This window comes from Exiguobacterium sp. s122, from assembly GCF_018618475.1.
In the GTDB taxonomy this organism is placed as follows: domain Bacteria; phylum Bacillota; class Bacilli; order Exiguobacteriales; family Exiguobacteriaceae; genus Exiguobacterium; species Exiguobacterium himgiriensis.
Map to the genome: position 1 here is coordinate 1 of NZ_JACSMD010000004.1, position 18865 is coordinate 18865.

Sequence of the window (18865 nt, forward strand, 5' to 3'; positions counted from 1 at the left end):
TTTTTGAAAACTTTTTTGTGTTAATTGAATTTAAGTAGAAAAGAGAAGAAGCTTTTGGGCTTCCTCTCTTCCGATAATATCTCATATGTTAACTATAAAAATATATTTAATTATCCAAAGTCTTCAAACCTCCGTTTGACTTTAACCTAATACAAAACTGTGCCCCCAAGGTTAAAGAAAATTCAACTTTTGGGAGGCAGCACTTTTCGTGTACGACAATTAAACACGGTGTTAAACAGCTCTATTTCTTAGTTTCAATGTCATCGCATTGATAGCCACGATAACCGTGGACACGGACATCAGAACTGCTCCTGCGGCAGGAGCCAACGTAATCCCAATGGAGGCTAGAACACCCGCCGCTATGGGAATGGCAATAAAGTTATAACCGGCTCCCCACACGAGGTTCTGTTTCATTTTACTGGTTGTTTTATTGGCCAATTCGATAAAGGATTCAATATCGCCTGGATCCGACTGAGTCAAAATCACATCAGCGGAATCGATGGCGACTTGAGTTCCGGCGCCGACTGCTATCCCAACGTCTGCTATTGCAAGGGATGGTGCATCGTTGACGCCATCGCCGACCATGATAACCGTTTGTCCATTATTTTTCAGTGATTCCACTAAACCATATTTATCTTGCGGTGATTGATTGGCTCTGTATTCAATGCCCAGTTCCTCTGCTACTCCTTGGGCAGCCGTTTCATTGTCACCTGTAGCCATAATCGGTTTTATATTGTAATGCTTCAATGCCTGTATGAGCGTTCTGCTCGTTTCTTTCAATTCATCGCCTAATGCGACCGTACCGATCGGATTCCCGTCCTCAACTAGTATACTTAATGTTGCCCCTTTGGGAACATCCACCGCTACATCTCTTCCAAGTGCCTTTTGGCTGATCAATTCGTATTTGCGGCCATTGGCGTTTCCTTCTATACCCGCACCCGACACAACATCAATCGAATCAAAGTGGACAGGCTGAATCCCTTGTTTCTCAGCGTATTGGACGATTGACTGGGCGATTGGGTGGCTGGACCCGCCTTCAATCCCTGCCATTAACGCCGCGATTTCGGCTTCGGTATGTTGACCATCCAGTGTTTCCATGTTCAAAACTTTAAATTCGCCAGTAGTCAATGTACCCGTTTTATCCAGTATCATTACATCAGCCTTAGTTGCCAGCTCCAATGCTTCGCGGTCTTTCACCAACAGCCCGCGGTTTGCACCTAAACTGGTGCTTCGTGCAATAACCAGCGGAATGGCAAGGCCGAGAGCGTGTGGACATGCAATGACTAATGTCGTAACCGTAAAAAGAACAGCGGTTTGAATGTCAGCAATGTACAGCCAAACGACAAAAGCGAGGAAAGCCGCCGCAATGGCGATATAAAACAGCCAGCCGGCTACTTTTTGAGCCAGATTTTCAGCTCTTGAAGGTTGATCCTGCGCCTGGCTTATCAGGGTTTGTACTTGGGAAATGAACGATTGGTCGCCGGTTTCCTGTACTTCAAGATATATGATGCCTGCACCGTTCGTGGAACCGCCGATCACTTTGTCTCCGGCTCCTTTTTCAATGGGTTTAGATTCCCCCGTCAGCAAAGCTTCATTGATCCGCGAGGTGCCTCTTTTGATGATGCCATCGGCAGAGACGTTTTCTCCGGCCTGAACCCGTACAAGGTCTCCGACTTTCAGCTCATTTACGGGACGCGTCTCGATCGAATCATCTTCCAATACCACATGTGCATCTTTCGGCACCAATTCGGCGAGCGATTTTTGCGCGTCTCCTGCTTCTCCGATAGCCTTCATTTCGATCCAGTGTCCAAGGAGCATGATCAACAGCAAGGACGCGAATTCAAAGAAGAAATCCATGATGTGATCGCCGGTTACGTAGCGTGCCAGCACGGCGTAAATGCTGTACAAATAGGAAACGGATATCCCTAATGAAATAAGGGCCATCATGCCCGGTGCTTTTTCCTTAAATTCAGCGATTGCACCTTGATAGAAGGGTTTTCCGCCATAAACCAATAAGATAGTTGCTAATACAGCGACCACAATATCCGAGTATGGAAAAGTAAATTGGAAAGGAAGCCGAACGTCCATCATCGGCGACAATAATAGAATGACAATGCCCAAGGGCAGCGACTTCAGGAAAATTTCTTTGAAATTCCCATGATGGTGATGTCCATGGTCACTATGATCGTGGCCACCATGATTGTGATGGGCATGATCATCATGAATTTTGGCAGGATTGCTGTCGTCTTGAATGCCTTCTTTCACTTGGTCTTCATGGTACGAATGCCCAACATGTTTGGAATGATCCATTTTACTGTGATCTACCTGTTCGTCTTGATGGTGGTGATGGTCTTTATCATTTTTAGCCATTCAGTGCGCCTCCTCCAAACTAGTGGTTCTTATCCTATTTAACCCTATTTACATTCTTAACATTCACAAAGTTCTTGCCGAATATACCACGCGGGGGTATATTTCATTTAAAAGTAAAGTGTGCTGTGAAAGCACCCTTATACGACGTCATACCCTTGTTCTTCAATCGCTTTCTGAATTTCGTTTAATGATGTCTTGGCAGTATCATAGTCTACTGCCACTTCGCCTTTTTTAAGATCAACTGTCACAGATGAAATCCCTTCGAGTTCACCGACGCCCGTTTCAACCGAGTTTGCACAGTGGCCGCAGGACATACCTTGTACTTTTAATGTTTCAATCATTATTATTCCTCCTAAAGTAATATTTCCTTAAACTTAACATACCCCGATAGGGTATATCAAGTGTTTAGTATCATTTTACTTTATCGCTGGTTCCATGACTCTAATTTAGAAGTTCACAATGACCCCCAAAAAAAAACCGCACCATTGATTTTAATATTTGATTACTTGTCTATAAAATGTGCAGTTTCTATGGAGTTTCGGTATTTCTGTTTAGTTTGGAAAGGAGAGGGAAATCCAGTAAATGAAGCAAAAATAAGAAATGGAGGTTTTAACATGGCTCATGAACAACATCAGGAATTGATTCGGGCATTACATGATTGTGCAGCGGAATGTAACCATTGTTTTGACGCTTGTCTGCAGGAAGACGATGTGAAGATGCTAGCACAGTGCATTCGATTAGACCGGGAATGCGCGGACATTTGTGCATTTTTGGAACATGCCATTACTCACAATTCACCGTTCGTTTCCGAACTGGCAGCCGTTTGCGCAACCATTTGCGAAGCTTGCGCAGAGGAATGTGAGAAGCACGCCGATCATCATGAACATTGCAGACGCTGTGCGGAAGCTTGCCGTAGATGTGCAGAAGCTTGCCGTAACGCCGCATAACCTTACTCAAAAAGGCCCGTCGGAAATATTTTCCGACGGACCTTTTCTTTTATCAAGCATCATTCTGCTTCATGGATCCATTTGTAGCCGATTCCCCAAACCGTGAGAAAATGATCATCGACCGGAAAACCGGACTGGCGGATTTTTTCCCGAACATTTCGCACATGCGAATCGATGGTCCGCCCTTCCGTCTCTGAGTCGAATCCCCAAATTAACTGGATCAGCTGCTCCCTCGTAAACACTTTGTCGGCATTCTTCATCAGATGGCCCACCATCAGAAATTCTTTTGGCGTCAATTTGATGATATGTTTGCCGTACGTAAGTTCAAACCGGTCTTCGTCCCACACCAAACCGTCCACTTCAATGGTATTTTTCGGAGTTCTCCTGCGAAGCAGCGCCCCCATCCGGGCCAGCAACTCATCTTCATTAAACGGCTTTGTGATGTAATCATCCGCCCCGATATTCAATCCCTTAACAATATCCTCCTGTTGTTCCCGCGCCGTCAGCATAATGATTGGCACATCCGAAAATTTCCGGATTTCGCGGCACAGTTCCCAGCCATCCATTTCCGGCATCATGATATCCAGTAAGACGAGATCGAAAGGTTCCGATTCCAAATAGTCGAGGGCTTCATGAGCTCCCAGTGCTTTTTTACAGAGGTACTGATGCGGCTTCAAATATAAAGCCACTAAATCCAGCATTCGTTGTTCATCATCAACCAACAGCACTTTCTGCAAGCGAATCCCCCCTTTTCAATTCTATCAGGACGGTTGTCCCTTGTCCGTACTCACTTTGAAGCGTCATGAGACCACCGTGCGATTCGACGATTTCTTTCGCAATCGCCAGGCCAAGACCGCTTCCTCCGTACTGTCTGGATCTGGATTTATCGACCCGATACAATCGTTCAAAGACAAAAGGAAGATTTTTTTCCGGTATGCCCTCTCCTTCATCACGGATGCTTATGGTGATGGTACCTTTATCTTGGACTCCCTGTAATACCACTTGTGTTCCTTCAGGAGAATGCTTGCGGGCGTTGTCCAAGACATTCAGCAATACCTGCTGAAAACGTTCGGGATCAACGAAGGCGACAATCTCATGTTCACAATGGACAGCCAATGAAATCTGTTTCTCGTCAAAAGCTGGCCGAACCAAGGCAACGACGGATGCAAAAAGCATCTCCAGTGAAAATTCCTCTTTTTGAATGGCGAACTGGTTATGATCCATCTGAGCCAGCTCAAACAGCTGCCGGATCAATTCCGTCAAATGGGCCGTCTCTTCCCGGATGATGCCAATGTATTCCTTTTTCTCTTCCTCGGATGCATCCGGCCGGCTCGCGATATCGGCATATCCTTTGATATAGGTCAACGGCGTCCGCAACTCGTGCGAAATACTCGCCAAAAATTCATTCCGCTCATTTTTTAAATGTTCCAAGTCACTGGATAGAGCAGTGATGGCGTTCGCCAGCTCTCCCAACTCATCGTTTCGGCCAATATTCAGGCTGACCTCGTGGTGCCCTTCGCTTAACTGTTCCGTCGCTTCTTTCATCCGAATCAACGGCAACGTAATCAATCGGGATAGCAGAAAAATTGTGATGACGGTCAACCCGACAGCAATCAGGCCAACAATCAGGAATTGGTTTCGCAAATGACTGACCATCCCTTTGATATGATTGGTTTCCGCAAACATGAACACGTGGCCTCTATGTTCTCCTTCAATGGTGATTGGGCTGTCCGTCGCAATAAACTCTTTTTTGTCCCATCGCTCTTCCACGACCTTCCCTCCCTGCAGAACCTCATCAAAATCGGTGTGTTCCAACACTTCCCTCATTTCAGGTTCAATCAGATCGGAATGGGTCAATTCGTTGCCATCTGCATCCGTGATGATGACGATGAAATCGGAGGCCGATTCCATCAACGCCACATGGTTCAATGTCGCCGGTTCAAAACTGTCTTCCAATACTTCGCTGTGGGTGTTCCCTCTTGCAAGCAGGTTGGTCATGACTTCATCCACCCGTTCATTGACAAAAGTAACGTACAGGGTTAAAAACAAAACCAATTCAATGATGATAATAAACACAAAAAACAGCAAACCTATTTTCAATGCAAGCCTGTTTAACATGGCATCCCTCTTTAAGTCGATTGGTTAGCAGCAATCAAGACAAAGACTGCTGCCGAAAGCTGTTGGATTCGGTTCGTCTTTCAAACGGCTAGCTGGTTTCTACTTGGTTTTTCCCTCTTCCAGCAGCGTTTTCCAGGTCTGTAATCCGTCTTCCGACAAGTAGGCATTGCCTTCAAATGTGTAGATCGCCAGTTCCATTCCATCCATCGGGTTTTGTGCAATAAAAGCGACGGCATCTTGTGAAAGGTCCGGTGTATCCACCGGCTCGAGTTCTTCATTTTCCATAGTATACTTCACCAGAGCCGCCGCTGTCCCGTAGCTTCCGAAGTACAAATGGTCTTCGGTGAAATGCACCGCTGTGCCTGTTTCACTTCCGTCTGTAATGGCTTTAAAATTTTCTCCGCCATCCCGTGAGAAATAAATCCCTGCAGCCGTAGCTGCAGCGACGAAGTTTGAGTCAGCCGGGTGAAGAGCGAGCGAAGTCACTTCGCCTTCCAGCCCTTCAGCCTTCACAGTTTTCCATGATTCGCCTTCATCACCGCTTTTATATACGCCGGCTTCCAATAGGGAATTCTTGGCCGGATTGATTAGGAAAATGTCGTTACTGTTATATCCCACCGCCATGGCATGAAAATCCGTTTCTCCTTGAAATGCAATCTCTTCAATCGATTTACCGCTGTCGATGCTTCGCTGTATCCCTAGGGGATTGGGTAATTCTGAGTCTGCACTTGGGTGGCCCGACGTAATAAATCCTTCATTTGTTGCATTAAAGCCCATATAATCATGAAAATTATCCGCCGTTTCGAACCAGCCCTCTTCCCGGTAAATTTTCAGCCCGGTATGCGAGGCAAAATACAGTCCGTTCTCATTTCCTGCATAACCCATCCCATGAACATGGTTCAGTTCCCCTTCAAACGGCACTTCAAATGAATCCGTTGTATCATTGCTGCAGCCTGCCAGCAAAAGAAAAGCCGACAGCACTGCCGTTCCTATTCTCTTTTTTTTCATGTAGATGCCCTCCGAATATGTCATTTTTTATTTTTTATTTTTTATAAGTATAACATTCTTAAAGTTTAACGAAAAAGTTTCGACTTTTTGTGCAGATATCTTGATTTCAAAACAGCTAATCCATTCCCTCTACAATTGACCCAAAAGGAATAATCCTTCCAATCGGTCCGGTGGAGGATCTTTGCCTGATTTTTATTTATAAATTTTCTACACCTGACATTTCTTTTCTTTCGGTTAGTCCACTTTAAAGAAATGTTTTTTTCTCGTTTTTTCTTTGCAGCATTTTTCAAAATAACGTGGCCCGCATTATGCTTGGGAAATTCAGAGGTATCAGCACGGTTTGATCTGTTCCATATAACTCGCGATATCCTCTTCGGACATTTCACCCGTAATAATTTTCTCGATTTTGCCCTCTTGATTGACTAACAGAGTAGTCGGCAATGGACGGATATTATAAGCTTCCATAACACTTTTGTCCTTATCGATAACAATCGGGAACGTTAAATTTCGCTGTTCAGCAAATTGTCTCACTTCATAATCGGATTGCGCAATATTGACAGCGAGTATCTCCACACCTTGATCCTTGTATACCTGGTACTGCTTTTCCATCAGCGGGAACTCTTTTTCGCACGGTTTGCACCAAGTACCCCAAAAGTTCACGAACACCCCCTGCCCTTTGTACTCAGACAGCTGATGCCGTTCCCCGTTCAAATCCGTCAACGCAAAATCGGGTGCCGAATCTCCAACTTGCAGTAATTCGTTTTTCTCTTTTGTTAATCCGTTTTAGATGGTAAATGCAATAGCGACAACCAGAATCAACAAAATACTTGTCCTCATAATCAAGCGATTTCTCTTTTTATCCTTTTTAGCAGCCATACACTGTCACGTCCTTCCTAGATGCTGGGTTGAGTCCATTAAAACCCTGTAAATCCACCCGTAAATTGCGATAAAAAAGCGATGATTTCTGTCAGCATGTCAAAGTAAAGTAAAACGCCCATCAGAATCATTAATGCTCCTCCTATTGACATGAAAAGAGCGCTCTTCTTCTTCAAGAAAGTCATTTTCTCAATAAAAAACAACATCAAGAGAAAAGGAATGGAAATCCCAGAACGTAAAACAGCATATAGAGTAAGCCACTGTCCGGATCCGCTACTCCGAGTGCAATAACTCCTGCAAGTATGGGACCGGTACACGGGGTCCATCCAGCTGCAAAGCCAATGCCGATCAGAACAGAACCCGCGTATCCGGAGGGCCTTTTCTGGAACTGTAATTTCTTATCCGTCAGCAGGAAGTCGAATTTCAGAATACCGGTTAGGACCAAGCCAAAAAACACCATCAAAATAGCGCCCAATTGACGTAGAAGAACTTGATATTCCAAGAAGAAGTTTCCGATAAGCGAAGTCGACAAGCCCAACGCTAAAAAATGATGGAGAAACCTATCAAAAATAGAACCGTATGAATCAAAGCCGTGCTCCTCATCATTCCCTTGCCCGTCTTTAACTCATTGACTGAAACTCCAGTAAGGTAGGATAAAAAAGCCGGATACAAAGGAAGGGAGCATGGAGAGATAAATGATAAAAGCCCTGCGCCAAAGGCAAGATACAAACTAATTTCCGCCACTTGTACACCTCCTATTACAGTAAGTTGAATCCTCTTCTTTATCATTTTTGTATCCCTTAAGGAATCAAATGAAATTTTCTATATAAGACTCGGGGAATTTCAAGGTATGTAAAATTAAATACAGCCCCTCTCTTAACTTCTACTTCCCCGTGCTTGCTTAACCGTTCCAGAAGACGTCAACCAATCCAGTTTACCGATTAATTCTTGATTTTCTGTGCAGTTTCTTCTATTCCGGTTCAGGTGAAGTCCCGGATGATTTGCAGGAAGCCGAAAATCCAACCTTTGAAGTTGGAAGCCAGGCGATTATTGAAACCGATCATATGGAAGGCATGAAAGGTGCTGAAGCCACAATTGTCGGGGCTTATGATACAACCGCCTATGCAGTGACCTATACGCCGACGGACGGAGGCGAGCCGGTTGAAAATCACAAATGGGTGATTCACGCAGAATTGGAAAATCCAGGTGATGAACCATTGGAAACGGGCGATGAAGCGGCCATTGCCGCTGACCATATGGAGGGAATGGACGGCGCAACGGCTACGGTTGATTCTACCGAAGAAACGACCGTCTATATGGTTGATTTCGTCCCGACCACCGGAGGCGAGGAAGTCACCAATCATAAATGGGTGACTGAAAGCGAACTGTTACCCGAATAAAAGCGCCAAAACCCAGGATCTTGTCAACAAGATCCCGGGTTTTTATCTGTAATGGTTCATAAAGGATTCGATTTCGTTTGTATTACAAAAACATTAAGTTTTAGTAGTTAGGCTTCCCGTATAAATTCTGCACATTTTTTCAACATTTTTATAATAGAATAAATCAAATTTAAATAGTTTTAGAGAGGTCACCAAATCTATGAAAACAAATCAGCTTTTGAACGAATCCGGTCTAATCTCCCGATTAGATTCCAGAATATTAGAATTAGACATCAAGGGGATTGCCGATAACTCAAGCGATGTGGAAAAAGGTTTTGTGTTTGTTGCTATTAAAGGATTTGAAATTGATGGTCACGGGTTTATTGACCAGGCAATTGAAAAAGGGGCAGCCCTTGTCATCGGAGAACAAGAAATTACCCGGTTAGGTGTCCCTTATTTACAGGTGGAAAATAGCCGGAAAGCGCTTGGCATCCTGGCCAGGAATTTTTATGGCCGTCCATCTGACCAGAAAATAATGATTGGAATTACGGGCACCAACGGAAAAACGACGACGAGCTATATGCTCCAGCACTTTCTGGAAAGCAACGGTATGAGTTGTTCTGTCATCGGTACCAACCAAAATATTATCAATGGCGAAAAAATGAAAAGCTCGAACACCACACCAAATTCACTCGCTCTCCATAAACTGTTGACCCTCAGTCAGGATGAGGTCGTCATTATGGAAGTTTCTTCTCATGGACTGGCCCAGTATCGGTTAGAAGGCATTGAATTTGATTACGGCTTGTTCCTCAATCTTCACCATGAACACCTGGATTATCACAGTTCCATGGAAGAATATTTTCAGACGAAGCTTACAATGTTCAATCAGATGAAAGAACATGGGATTGCTGTAGTGAATACAGATAATGAGTGGGGACGAAAGCTCTGTGGAATCCTGCAAACAAAGGGAAAACCGATTTATGCAATTGGCACATCCACTGAATGCAACCTGCGTGTTGCAAAAATTCATTCACTGTCCTCCACTATGCGGGTGATTGAAAGTAACGAAACGTATCAAATGGTCGCTGCCATGACCGGAATGCACAATATGTATAACACCTTAATGGCCTACGGAACATCATTGTTGCTGGGTATCCCCAAAGAAAAGCTCTTAAACTCCATTCACCATTTCAAGGGAGTCGATGGACGCTTTGAGATCACGAAACTGGACAAGGGCTCGATCGTTATTGTGGATTATGCCCATACTCCGGATGCCATCTCTTACTGCCTGGAAACTGCAAAATCACAAGGGGCCCAACGAATAACCCATATTTTCGGCTTTCGTGGAAATCGAGATGCCAGCAAGAGAAAGCACATGCTATCCATATCTGCTGAAATGAGTGATCGCTACATTTTAACGTTGGACGACCTGAACAATGTTTCTCCAGGAGATATGCTGGAAGTTTTAAACCAACTAAATGAAACATACGGCAACTCAAAAGGCAGCATCGTTCCAGACCGTACACTCGCCATTCAGCAAGCAATCCATGAAAGCAAGGAAGGCGACTGGATTGTGATTACCGGTAAAGGACACGAGAAATACCAGCAAACCTTTCATTTACCGACTGATTCGGACCGGGAAACCGTCAATTATATAATAAAGCAGAACTAAAATAATCACTCAGGAGGGAGTAGTTATGAAAAAACTAAGTGTTGTTTCAACCATTTTAATCATGATCAACACTTTAATCGTTTCGTCCGTTTTCAGTAAAACTGATGACCCTTCCCTGCCAAACGTATCCAGTGAAGCAGCTATTGTCATGGAAGCAACGACTGGAAAAATCCTCTATGAAAAAAATGCACAGTCGCAGATGTATCCTGCCAGCCTAACAAAAATTGCCACAGCCATTTATGCAATTGAAAACAGAAAATTAAATGATGTTGTAACCATCAGTAAAAAAGCACGCAATACGGAAGGCACCCGTGTTTATTTGGAAGAGGGAGAACAAGTGACTTTAGAAAAACTGTTGCTGGGCCTCTTAGTCAACTCTGGAAATGATGCCGGCGTCGCCATTGCTGAACACATCAGCGGCAGCGTTGAGTTATTTTCTGCTGATATGAATTTATATTTAGAAGATGTAATTGGCCTGCGGAATACGAACTTCGAAAATCCCCACGGTCTTTTTGATCCCGAGCATGTTACGACAGCCGAAGATTTAGCGAAGTTAACCCGATATGCGATGAAGAACGATGAATTCATGAAAATATTTGGAACAAAAGAACTGCCCTGGAACGGTGAATCCTGGGATACCACGCTTTATACCCACCACAAACTATTAAGGGAAAAACCTTATGAAGGCGTTACGGGTGGTAAAACCGGGTTTGTGCCAGAAGCAGGCGTCACGCTGGCCACGACAGCCAAAAGAGAAAACCTGAATTTAATTGTCGTCACCTTAAAAAGCGACACAGAGGCAGAAGCTTATGCTGACACTATTCAACTTTTGGATTTTGGATTTGAAAATTTTAAAACAGTGAGCATTCCGAAAGAAAGCAGCTTTTTTGCCGGTGATGTGGAATACATTACGCCAGGCGATTTCTTTTATACACACCAAACAGATGAGCAAGTGACAATCGCTGTAAAAGAAGATGGACTATTAAGGATTACTGATCAGGATGGCACTCTTTTGTCTTCTTATCAGTTTCCCGTTGTCAGTGCTTCTGAGACAAACCTTCCTTCTAATTCTGAAGACGTTCGCACATTTTTCCCACCTGGGATTTTAAGTTCAATCTATTTGTTCCTCCTCGTCGTTGGCTTTTCAGGATTAGTGTATTACCGAATTCGAAAAAAACGGATATAGAACGCACTTCTCTATCTTAAAATTTCATTCAACTGAACTTTTATATACCATCAATTTTTTAAACAGCGCAGGAGGCGGATTATACCATAAACACTCAGTTCCCCGTTTTAGAATTTCTGCTGCTTCTCATTTTCAACATAAGTATGGGTGCAGTTGGCTTTTTCCCAAGCTTTTTGCTCACGTCTCTCAATATCAGTTCTTTAGGGTTAACCATTGGCGTCATCCTTTCTTTGTCGGGGGAGATTTTTGGCGCTATCGTCGGATTTTACCTATATCGATATGGGTTTTCAAAAGTTAATCCAAAGTGGTTAAAGCGGCCGTTCTGGAGGTACATCCAGAGTTCTTCAATAAGCCGCGTCTTCTGGGCAATCATCTTGCTGCGCTTAATTCCTTTTGTCCCATCAGGTCTGGTAACAGCAGGGGCGGCCTTGACGCCCATTCCAGGTGGCTTATTCATTATTGCCAGCACCATCGGTAAAATTCCGGCCGTTTCTCTTGAAGTGGCTGTTGTTTATGGCCTTGTAGAATCCATACCTCCCGGTTATCAGTACGGCTTATTTATTTTGATCTTTCTATCGTTTCTAGTGATCTGGGCAAAGAACAAAAGAAAAAATTCTTTGTAATTTTACCCCCTGTTTGAGAAAACTTCGATAAATTCATCCTCTTTTTCTGGCTCATCACCATAACTCGTGGTTGCTATTTTGACGACCGATCTCGAGGCGCAATCTTAAAAAGAATCGTTCGAGGTTTCGATAGCCATAACCACGGCGTTTGATGAGCTTGATCTTGTTGTTCGTCCCTTCCATCTTCCCGTTCGACAGCCTTGACACGATGGTCTGGCGCATCGCTTGCTCCCGGACCCGGATTGCTTTCGCGATCTTCGCCAGGGGCCCGCACGGATGGAACTGATAACGGTCCAACCAGTCCGACAGCCGCCGTTGCGCCTGTATCTCGCACGTCGCCTTCAGCACATACCGGATATGCTGGAGCCCTTGATAGAGGTTCCGAATGAATGGATCTTCCTGAATACAGGAACGGACGACCTCCCGGTCTTCCCCAGTCAGTGTTTCCGGGCGACGCGCGAGCGAACGATCGATCACGCGAACGTGGTGATGGCGTCTTGCCTCGTTCAAAAAACGACGCCGTCGGCGAAGGGCGTCCGTGACGAACTGGACGAGGTGGAACCGGTCCAGCACATGTTCTGCCTCCGGGAAGACATGGTTGATGGCCTTCGCCATCGCCGGTGCAAAATCACTGACGACAGAACGGATATCCCCGGATATGCCTTGAAGTGCTGCCGTGATGGCTGCCACGTCCCGGCCCGGGACAATGGACAGAAGCTGGCCACTCTTGGCATCGAGGACAATCGTCGCATAGTGGTGCCCCTTTCTCGTGGCGAACTCGTCGACCAGGACTTGCGTTGCACGCTCCATCGTCTCCACCGAAGCGTACTGATAGAACCAGCGCTCCACCGTCGTATAAGGGAGGCCGTACTCGCGTGCGACATCTGAGATCGTCCGTCCGTGGCAACGTTTTGCGATGCCTTTCCGGAAAACCTCGGTGGAAGTGCGGACGAGCCCGAGACCGTAGTCATACACGAACGTCAAATCACAAGAGGTGCATCTTTGACGTGGGACATCCAGTTCGATCCAGAGTACACCGACGTTCCACGCATGACCGTGTCGAAAGCGACGCCGCTTTTTCGAATGCAGGATGGTCTTTCTCTGGCACAGCGGACAAGGGATGTCATGTCGATCCGGGATGATCGGAAAAACGTTTGGTTCTTCGTCTGATGACATTTGGATCTGAAAAAGGGCTGGAAGTGGAAGAAGTAATTTGATAAACTGTTGGGACAAAGCGAAAACTCCAATCGTGGTTTGTCTAAGCAACAATTACGATACCGGGGTTTTCGCTTTTTTTCTATGTTCAATTCAAAATCCGATGGATTTTATGTGTCAACCACACCTTACGGTGATGAGCCCATGAAAAGTCATTTCGGATAATTACTTCCTTTATTCTACACAGTTATGTAATTCTCCATTACAAATGACTTTCGTACAACATCAAACTTATGTAACGGGAGGAATTAGGATGCACAAAAAAGATGATTCTCTCGACAAGAAGGAATTTCAGGAGTCAGAGTTAAAGAACAAACGTCGTCAGTCTTTAGCTTTAGAGCCAACCATTCCGCTTAGTGAATTAACACTAACAGACCCTATCATGAAAGTGACGCTATGGATCGGGAGTTTTGGCGTTTATAACGAGTCCATTTTGACTTTTCATTCGAACGGTTTCGTTAAACGAGAACTCTTGATCCTTCAAACGTTTGGCGAGGAACAACGGATAGAATCCGGTTGGTACAACCAGGATGACTCTGCAAAAGTCTTAAAGAAATTCAATTCTTTTAAGACGCATCTCTGGCCGGAGTTGTTCGTAGAAACAGAAACAATCACTCACGATGGGACCCAGTGGAAGTTGGAGGTCTGTAAGAAGGGGGAGGAGACTAGTTCCTATAGCGGCAGCAATGCTTACCCGCCGAAGTGGAGGTCCCTCAAAAAATTGTTCGGCCACTATTGACGTCCAATCGTTTGTTGACCAGCCCTTACAGGAAGGTGTGAGGATGCTACATGGGAAAAAAACGAAAACCAATCCGCAAAGTCGTCAAATATGCCCCTAAACTTGTTTTAGAGTCTGCTGTGTCACTCGGTCATTACGGAGCCCTTGCTTGTGAAATAGCAACTAACCCAATCAAACTTCTCTCGGTCAGTCTTTCCGATGAGCTCGAAAAGTCTCCTTATGTGAGATACCGACACCGCTTCATGGACTATCTCGCATGGAAACTGTATTCGGAGGGCGATATGACCCTCGAGAACATGTCCTGACTCATGGATGAGTTCAAGACACGCGATGATGTCGTCAAACTGTTCATCGCCCGTGCCAAAGAGATTTCGGAGACCAATCACTCTTATCAGTCGACCATTCTATTGGCCATCTACTCTGCGAAAGTGTTCGCCCGGCCAGAACTCGCTGCGAATAGTGAGTCCGCTTTCTTCTTACATCTTCTGTCACAAGTGAATGACAACGACCTTCGCCATTTTGAACTCATCTATGACCACGCGGCTGCTCTCGAACTTAAATTTACACTAGTTTACGCTTGTGACGCCTATTATCAATCGATCGGTGATCCAGTCTTTCAACAACTTCCCCCTCAAGAACGTGAGGCTGCCCTCCTGGCGAGGCTAAGCGACGACCCGGAATTCGTATCGTTTTACACGAGTACAGACAAGCTGACGTTCCTGGGTGTATTGATGCAGCGTTCGTTCAGTTTTGGAAGCATCGGATATACTCAAATCTCATTGAACCCGTATAGCAATACGTTAAAAGAACTATTAGAAGAGTCTCGGTTGTTGGAAGAGTCCTTGATGCGTTCATCGAGCCCTTCTTAACCTTACGCTCGTACCGCCTAATCTCGATAATTACCTCTCCTGATCAATCTAGATTTTTGTATACAAAAAAATGATATATGGTCATATATAATCAAAAGCGACGACAATACTTTGAGATGTGTATATTTCTAAAGGGACAGAGTGCTTTCCAGACAATCGATTCGACTCCACTTTGATGGATATATAAAAGAGTGTATACATTTCGACGTCGAAACGTGTACACTCTCTTTTGTTGTCGAGTCATGGCATGTCGTGACTCAATCATGTATATTTTTGTATGTACATCGCATCATCTGCGACCAAAATCAGTGTCTCTAGTGAGTCCCCGTCTGTCGGATAAGCAGCTTCTCCAATTGAAGCATCGAGCGTCACCGGCACATCTCCGATTGAGAGCTCGTATTTAAATGTCGCTTTCTTGAAGTCCAAAGGATAAGGCGAAAGGATCACGAACTCATCTCCGCCGATGCGACCGAGTACTCTTTCGTATACAACTGCTTAATTTCCCACTCTAACGCAGAACGGCAGTTCATCCCTTTTCGCGCACGTTCGACCGCAAAATTAATGTGATCACCTAGTCCAAGGAGAGCCATGTTGTTGACCGTATTCCCTACTTCAGTTTCATAAAGTTGGAGATTATCGCCGGCCAATTCGATGTCCTTCACATCGATTCGTTGTAGAAGTGCTTCCAGTCACTATTTCTTCAACATTATTATCATTTTCAATCAAAAAGACATTATTGTTAAAAACTTTCACAACTTTCATATTAGGTCCCTCTCTTTTAGGTGCTTGTCCACACAAAAAGGCATAACCTAAAAAAAGCGGTACACTCAGAATTCATTATAGCGATTCGTGCGCACACGAAAAACCCCGAGTGAGGCACTTTTTTCAAGTGTCCATCATTCGGGGTTCAGTTCATATATACCTGTATGGTGTCTATATAGAGTGACATATCGTTTTTTCTTTAAATTATATTTATATATAAAATGTATTTTGACACACTAAAAATTAAAAACTATCATACAAGTAGGGTATATCTTTTAAAATGAGACCCTTTGTTTAAAGAAGACTATTTAGAGTGAAAAACACAAGTACTGGAACTTTAAAAGGAATTGAAGGACAAGTTCGAGGTATACATCAAACGATTGATGACGATTCATGAATTAACTGAATCAATGAAAACTATGTCAAATGAATGAATAGGTATTATCTTGAACAGAAAAAAGAGCTACTAGAAAATACGAAAAATGCTAATTCACACGCTTTGTTTTGCGCGCCTACAAAATTATCTCGAGGGAGAATCGAATCGTGAAACTTAACATACTCTTAAAAAGAGTAAGCCTTATTAGCCTGTCCTTGATCGCGGTCGGCTGTGCTCAAGACACGACGAAGTCTTCTACTCCCAATCATTCAAAGGAAGCCGATCATGCGAAACATTTGAGCGGTGACAAGATTGAAGAAACATCATCATCGGTGATACTTCCTACATTTTTAAAAACTCAACCTGAAGATGTACGAAATGTTTATCAAGCTGTATCAAAAAATCGTAAACTACTAGAGAAAATGCCTTGTTATTGTGGCTGTGGTGAAACAGTCAATCACAAAAATAATTATGATTGCTTCATAGAAGAAAATACAACGGATGGGTCGGTGAAATGGACAAGCCACGGAACAACATGCAGCACATGTCTTGAGATTGCTGTAAAGTCTATTTTGAAGCAACGGGATGGAGAATCGATTAAAGATATTCGTTCTGAAATCGATTCTTCGTATAAAGATGGCTACTCGAAACCGACACCCACTCCTTTATGATTTTTATAATGACACTTTTACTTGTATAGCAAAGGTGTCATTTTGTTTCATCCTCACTCCAACGATATCCTCTCCCCCAAATTGTTTTCAGGTGGCTATCAATTGGATAATCTAACTCTCTTAACTTCTCTCTGATCATTTTAATATGAGAGTCCACTGTCCTTGGATCCGATTCTGATGTATAAGACCAAACGAATTCATAAAGCTCCAATCTGTTGAATAGCCTTCCAGGATGTTGAAGAAATAATCTCAGTAACGCATGTGCTTTGGGTGTGAAATCAATCGACTTACCATCTAACACAATTAAATCGTTGCTCTCATCGAACGTAAGTCCGTGGTATATAACGGGTTCTTTTGCTTTTCTTCTCATGACAGATCGAACTCTTGCTAAAAGTACGTCCCCATTAAACGGCTTTGTGACATAATCTGTAGCTCCAGCATCTAGTCCTTTGACGATGGATTCAGCATCATTTAGAGCCGTTATCATGATGATTGGGACTTCCGGGTGAGAATCCGTTATTTTCTTACATACTTCGACTCCATCGTACATTGGCATCATGACGTCCAATAAAATCAAATCAAAAGTTTCTTTTTTCACTTTCTCCAAAGCTTCGATCCCATTATTCGCCATACTACATTCATATCCTATTGGTTCTAGATAAAGTCTTAATAATTGCCTCATTCTTATTTCATCATCAACAATTAATATTTTATCCATCCTAGCCACCACCTCTTACATTAGAATTTTTTAATAATAAATGATTGTCAATCTATTTCCTCATTATTTTCACGAACTTTCTATATAATCAACTCAAACTATAGGATGGAGTTGATTATATAGAAAGCATTTATGAAGAGTTTAATCGTTACTCTCTATGTATCCTTCTTTTTTCTCACCATACTACTGGTCTATAAAGGTTATGAAATTTTTCATAACTAAGTACCGTAGTTTTTATAGATAAAGGAGCATCAGCTTTTTAGCTCATACCTTTTTCGGCATGGCGACATAGATGCTCCTTCATTTTTAACACTTCGCTTTAAGCAATTAATTTACGACAGATTTTTGCACATTCATTACAGGCCTCAGCGCACTTCTTACAATGATCATGATCATGTTTCGAACATTCGTCGGCACATCTTTCACAAATTTCAACACAGCTTCTTGCAAGAACATCAATATTGCTGCTGTTTCGAGAAATAGCTTGTACTAAAAGACTACAAATTTCAGAACAATCTCTGTCTAGACGTATACACTCTGCCATCGAAGAAACATGATGTTCACTCAAACACGCATCAAAGCATTCATTACAAGTCACTATACAGTTGTGTAGGGCACCTAAGATTTCTTGTTGTCCAGTATTCATTCTAAAATACCTCCATTTTCCGTCTTTTTTGACTTACACAAAGCCTATTTCCTTAGTTTGTGAAGAAAAGATGAAAACATTCACCTATTTTTTAGTCCACTTTCAACTGACCCATCATTCCGTTCTCTTCATGTTCAAGGATATGGCAATGGTACATGAATACCCCTTTTTCCTTGAAAGTCATCTGAATCTTAACTCGTTCGTCTGGTTTTATAGCGATAGTGTCTTTTAGACCTGTTTCTTGATTATCCAGTTTCTGTCCGTTTCGCTCTAATACTTTGAATTGGACTCCATGAATGTGAAAGGGATGAGTCATTCCACCCATCATGTCTTTTTTATTATAGACCTCCCAAATTTCCGATTCTCCTTGTTTCGCCTTAATATCAATTCTCGTCTTATCAAACTTTTTCCCATTGATTTCAACATTTTTGCCCATTCCGAAAAGAGTTAATTTTTGATTCACTGTAGACAAGGTCTTTAGCGGCTTTTCATATCCATTTTTCAGCGCCAATGCACTTAGGTTCGCCCCTTGTTTATCCTTCAGTTTGAAGTTAACGACCCTTACTCCATTCGTCTCAAATGAAACAGTCTCACCAATTTTTCTTTTTGAAAAATCTACCAATACCTCTATACGTTCGCCTGGACTTAATTCAATTTTTTTCACGTTTTTCGCTTTTGAGATGTAACCAC

Annotated in this window: 19 protein-coding genes and 3 pseudogenes; 9 read left to right on the forward strand and 13 right to left on the reverse strand. The window is 43.3% G+C overall.

Annotated features, from left to right (window positions below; genetic code table 11):
• Positions 1 to 231: 231 nt before the first annotated feature.
• Together KNP92_RS13510 and copZ are read right to left on the reverse strand one after the other, a co-directional pair.
• Positions 232 to 2370, reverse strand: coding sequence for a heavy metal translocating P-type ATPase (locus tag KNP92_RS13510; protein ID WP_285801081.1), 2139 nt, complete (start codon positions 2368 to 2370; stop codon positions 232 to 234).
• 137 nt (positions 2371 to 2507) lie between these two features.
• Positions 2508 to 2711, reverse strand: a complete 204-nt coding sequence (gene copZ, locus KNP92_RS13515) for a copper chaperone CopZ (protein ID WP_029336157.1) — start codon at positions 2709 to 2711, stop codon at positions 2508 to 2510.
• Positions 2712 to 2984: 273 nt separating this feature from the next.
• Between copZ and KNP92_RS13520 the strand changes: the two genes are divergently transcribed.
• On the forward strand, positions 2985 to 3317 hold the full coding sequence (locus KNP92_RS13520) for a four-helix bundle copper-binding protein (protein ID WP_081828355.1): 333 nt from the start codon (positions 2985 to 2987) through the stop codon (positions 3315 to 3317).
• A gap of 59 nt (positions 3318 to 3376) precedes the next feature.
• Here KNP92_RS13520 and KNP92_RS13525 read toward each other — a convergent pair whose 3' ends face one another.
• The 5 genes and pseudogenes from KNP92_RS13525 to KNP92_RS13545 form a co-directional block, all read right to left on the reverse strand.
• Positions 3377 to 4054, reverse strand: a complete 678-nt coding sequence (locus tag KNP92_RS13525) for a response regulator transcription factor (RefSeq protein WP_029595517.1) — start codon at positions 4052 to 4054, stop codon at positions 3377 to 3379.
• Positions 4032 to 5435 (reverse strand): sensor histidine kinase, encoded by a 1404-nt coding sequence (locus tag KNP92_RS13530; RefSeq protein WP_214837968.1) that lies wholly within the window; start codon positions 5433 to 5435, stop codon positions 4032 to 4034. The genes KNP92_RS13525 and KNP92_RS13530 overlap by 23 nt, the downstream gene beginning before the upstream one ends.
• Before the next feature lie 99 nt (positions 5436 to 5534).
• Entirely contained in the window at positions 5535 to 6443 is a 909-nt protein-coding gene (locus KNP92_RS13535; RefSeq protein ID WP_029595519.1) for a F510_1955 family glycosylhydrolase, read from the reverse strand.
• A 330-nt stretch (positions 6444 to 6773) separates the two neighbouring features.
• A pseudogene (gene resA / locus KNP92_RS13540) lies at positions 6774 to 7280 on the reverse strand (thiol-disulfide oxidoreductase ResA).
• Positions 7281 to 7357: 77 nt separating this feature from the next.
• A pseudogene (locus tag KNP92_RS13545) lies at positions 7358 to 8108 on the reverse strand (cytochrome c biogenesis CcdA family protein).
• 185 nt (positions 8109 to 8293) lie between these two features.
• On the opposite strand from KNP92_RS13545, the pseudogene KNP92_RS13550 reads away from it, so the two are divergent.
• The 4 genes and pseudogenes from KNP92_RS13550 to KNP92_RS13565 all read left to right on the forward strand — a co-directional run.
• Positions 8294 to 8719, forward strand: a pseudogene (locus KNP92_RS13550) (YdhK family protein); the annotation flags it as partial.
• A gap of 199 nt (positions 8720 to 8918) precedes the next feature.
• Positions 8919 to 10370 carry a UDP-N-acetylmuramoyl-L-alanyl-D-glutamate--2,6-diaminopimelate ligase gene (locus tag KNP92_RS13555; RefSeq protein WP_214837970.1) on the forward strand — a complete coding sequence of 484 codons (1452 nt, stop codon included), beginning with the start codon at positions 8919 to 8921 and terminating at the stop codon, positions 10368 to 10370.
• Between the two features lie 25 nt (positions 10371 to 10395).
• Positions 10396 to 11556 (forward strand): D-alanyl-D-alanine carboxypeptidase family protein, encoded by a 1161-nt coding sequence (locus tag KNP92_RS13560; RefSeq protein WP_214837972.1) that lies wholly within the window; start codon positions 10396 to 10398, stop codon positions 11554 to 11556.
• Positions 11557 to 11699: 143 nt separating this feature from the next.
• The gene (locus KNP92_RS13565) at positions 11700 to 12179 is read left to right on the forward strand and encodes a TVP38/TMEM64 family protein (RefSeq protein WP_214686824.1); all 480 of its coding nucleotides are present in this window, start codon (positions 11700 to 11702) and stop codon (positions 12177 to 12179) included.
• A gap of 54 nt (positions 12180 to 12233) precedes the next feature.
• Here the strand turns inward: KNP92_RS13565 and KNP92_RS13570 are convergent, their stop codons facing one another.
• Complete coding sequence (locus tag KNP92_RS13570; RefSeq protein WP_214841448.1) at positions 12234 to 13355, reverse strand: ISL3 family transposase; 1122 nt, start codon at positions 13353 to 13355, stop codon at positions 12234 to 12236.
• 292 nt (positions 13356 to 13647) lie between these two features.
• Here KNP92_RS13570 and KNP92_RS13575 point away from each other — a divergent pair, with 292 nt between their 5' ends.
• From KNP92_RS13575 to KNP92_RS13585, 3 genes are read left to right on the forward strand one after another with little or no spacing between them, the layout of a single operon-like run.
• Complete coding sequence (locus KNP92_RS13575; protein WP_029336194.1) at positions 13648 to 14133, forward strand: hypothetical protein; 486 nt, start codon at positions 13648 to 13650, stop codon at positions 14131 to 14133.
• Positions 14134 to 14183: 50 nt separating this feature from the next.
• Complete coding sequence (locus KNP92_RS13580) at positions 14184 to 14438, forward strand: hypothetical protein (RefSeq protein ID WP_214837978.1); 255 nt, start codon at positions 14184 to 14186, stop codon at positions 14436 to 14438.
• Between the two features lie 3 nt (positions 14439 to 14441).
• Entirely contained in the window at positions 14442 to 15002 is a 561-nt protein-coding gene (locus tag KNP92_RS13585; RefSeq protein WP_214837982.1) for a hypothetical protein, read from the forward strand.
• 261 nt (positions 15003 to 15263) lie between these two features.
• On the opposite strand, the gene KNP92_RS13590 is transcribed toward KNP92_RS13585, so the two are convergent.
• Positions 15264 to 15428 carry a hypothetical protein gene (locus tag KNP92_RS13590; RefSeq protein WP_235263542.1) on the reverse strand — a complete coding sequence of 55 codons (165 nt, stop codon included), beginning with the start codon at positions 15426 to 15428 and terminating at the stop codon, positions 15264 to 15266.
• A gap of 17 nt (positions 15429 to 15445) precedes the next feature.
• A complete protein-coding gene (locus KNP92_RS13595) occupies positions 15446 to 15664 on the reverse strand; it encodes a PRD domain-containing protein (RefSeq protein WP_214841450.1) in 219 nt (72 codons plus the stop codon).
• A gap of 643 nt (positions 15665 to 16307) precedes the next feature.
• On the opposite strand from KNP92_RS13595, the gene KNP92_RS13600 reads away from it, so the two are divergent.
• Entirely contained in the window at positions 16308 to 16811 is a 504-nt protein-coding gene (locus KNP92_RS13600; protein ID WP_214684186.1) for a PCYCGC motif-containing (lipo)protein, read from the forward strand.
• Between the two features lie 37 nt (positions 16812 to 16848).
• Here KNP92_RS13600 and KNP92_RS13605 read toward each other — a convergent pair whose 3' ends face one another.
• The 3 genes from KNP92_RS13605 to KNP92_RS15800 form a co-directional block, all read right to left on the reverse strand.
• Positions 16849 to 17529 (reverse strand): response regulator transcription factor, encoded by a 681-nt coding sequence (locus tag KNP92_RS13605; RefSeq protein ID WP_214684184.1) that lies wholly within the window; start codon positions 17527 to 17529, stop codon positions 16849 to 16851.
• A gap of 319 nt (positions 17530 to 17848) precedes the next feature.
• Entirely contained in the window at positions 17849 to 18175 is a 327-nt protein-coding gene (locus KNP92_RS13610; protein ID WP_214720047.1) for a four-helix bundle copper-binding protein, read from the reverse strand.
• 91 nt (positions 18176 to 18266) lie between these two features.
• On the reverse strand, positions 18267 to 18839 hold the full coding sequence (locus KNP92_RS15800; protein ID WP_214686838.1) for a multicopper oxidase family protein: 573 nt from the start codon (positions 18837 to 18839) through the stop codon (positions 18267 to 18269).
• Between the last annotated feature and the right edge of the window lie 26 nt (positions 18840 to 18865).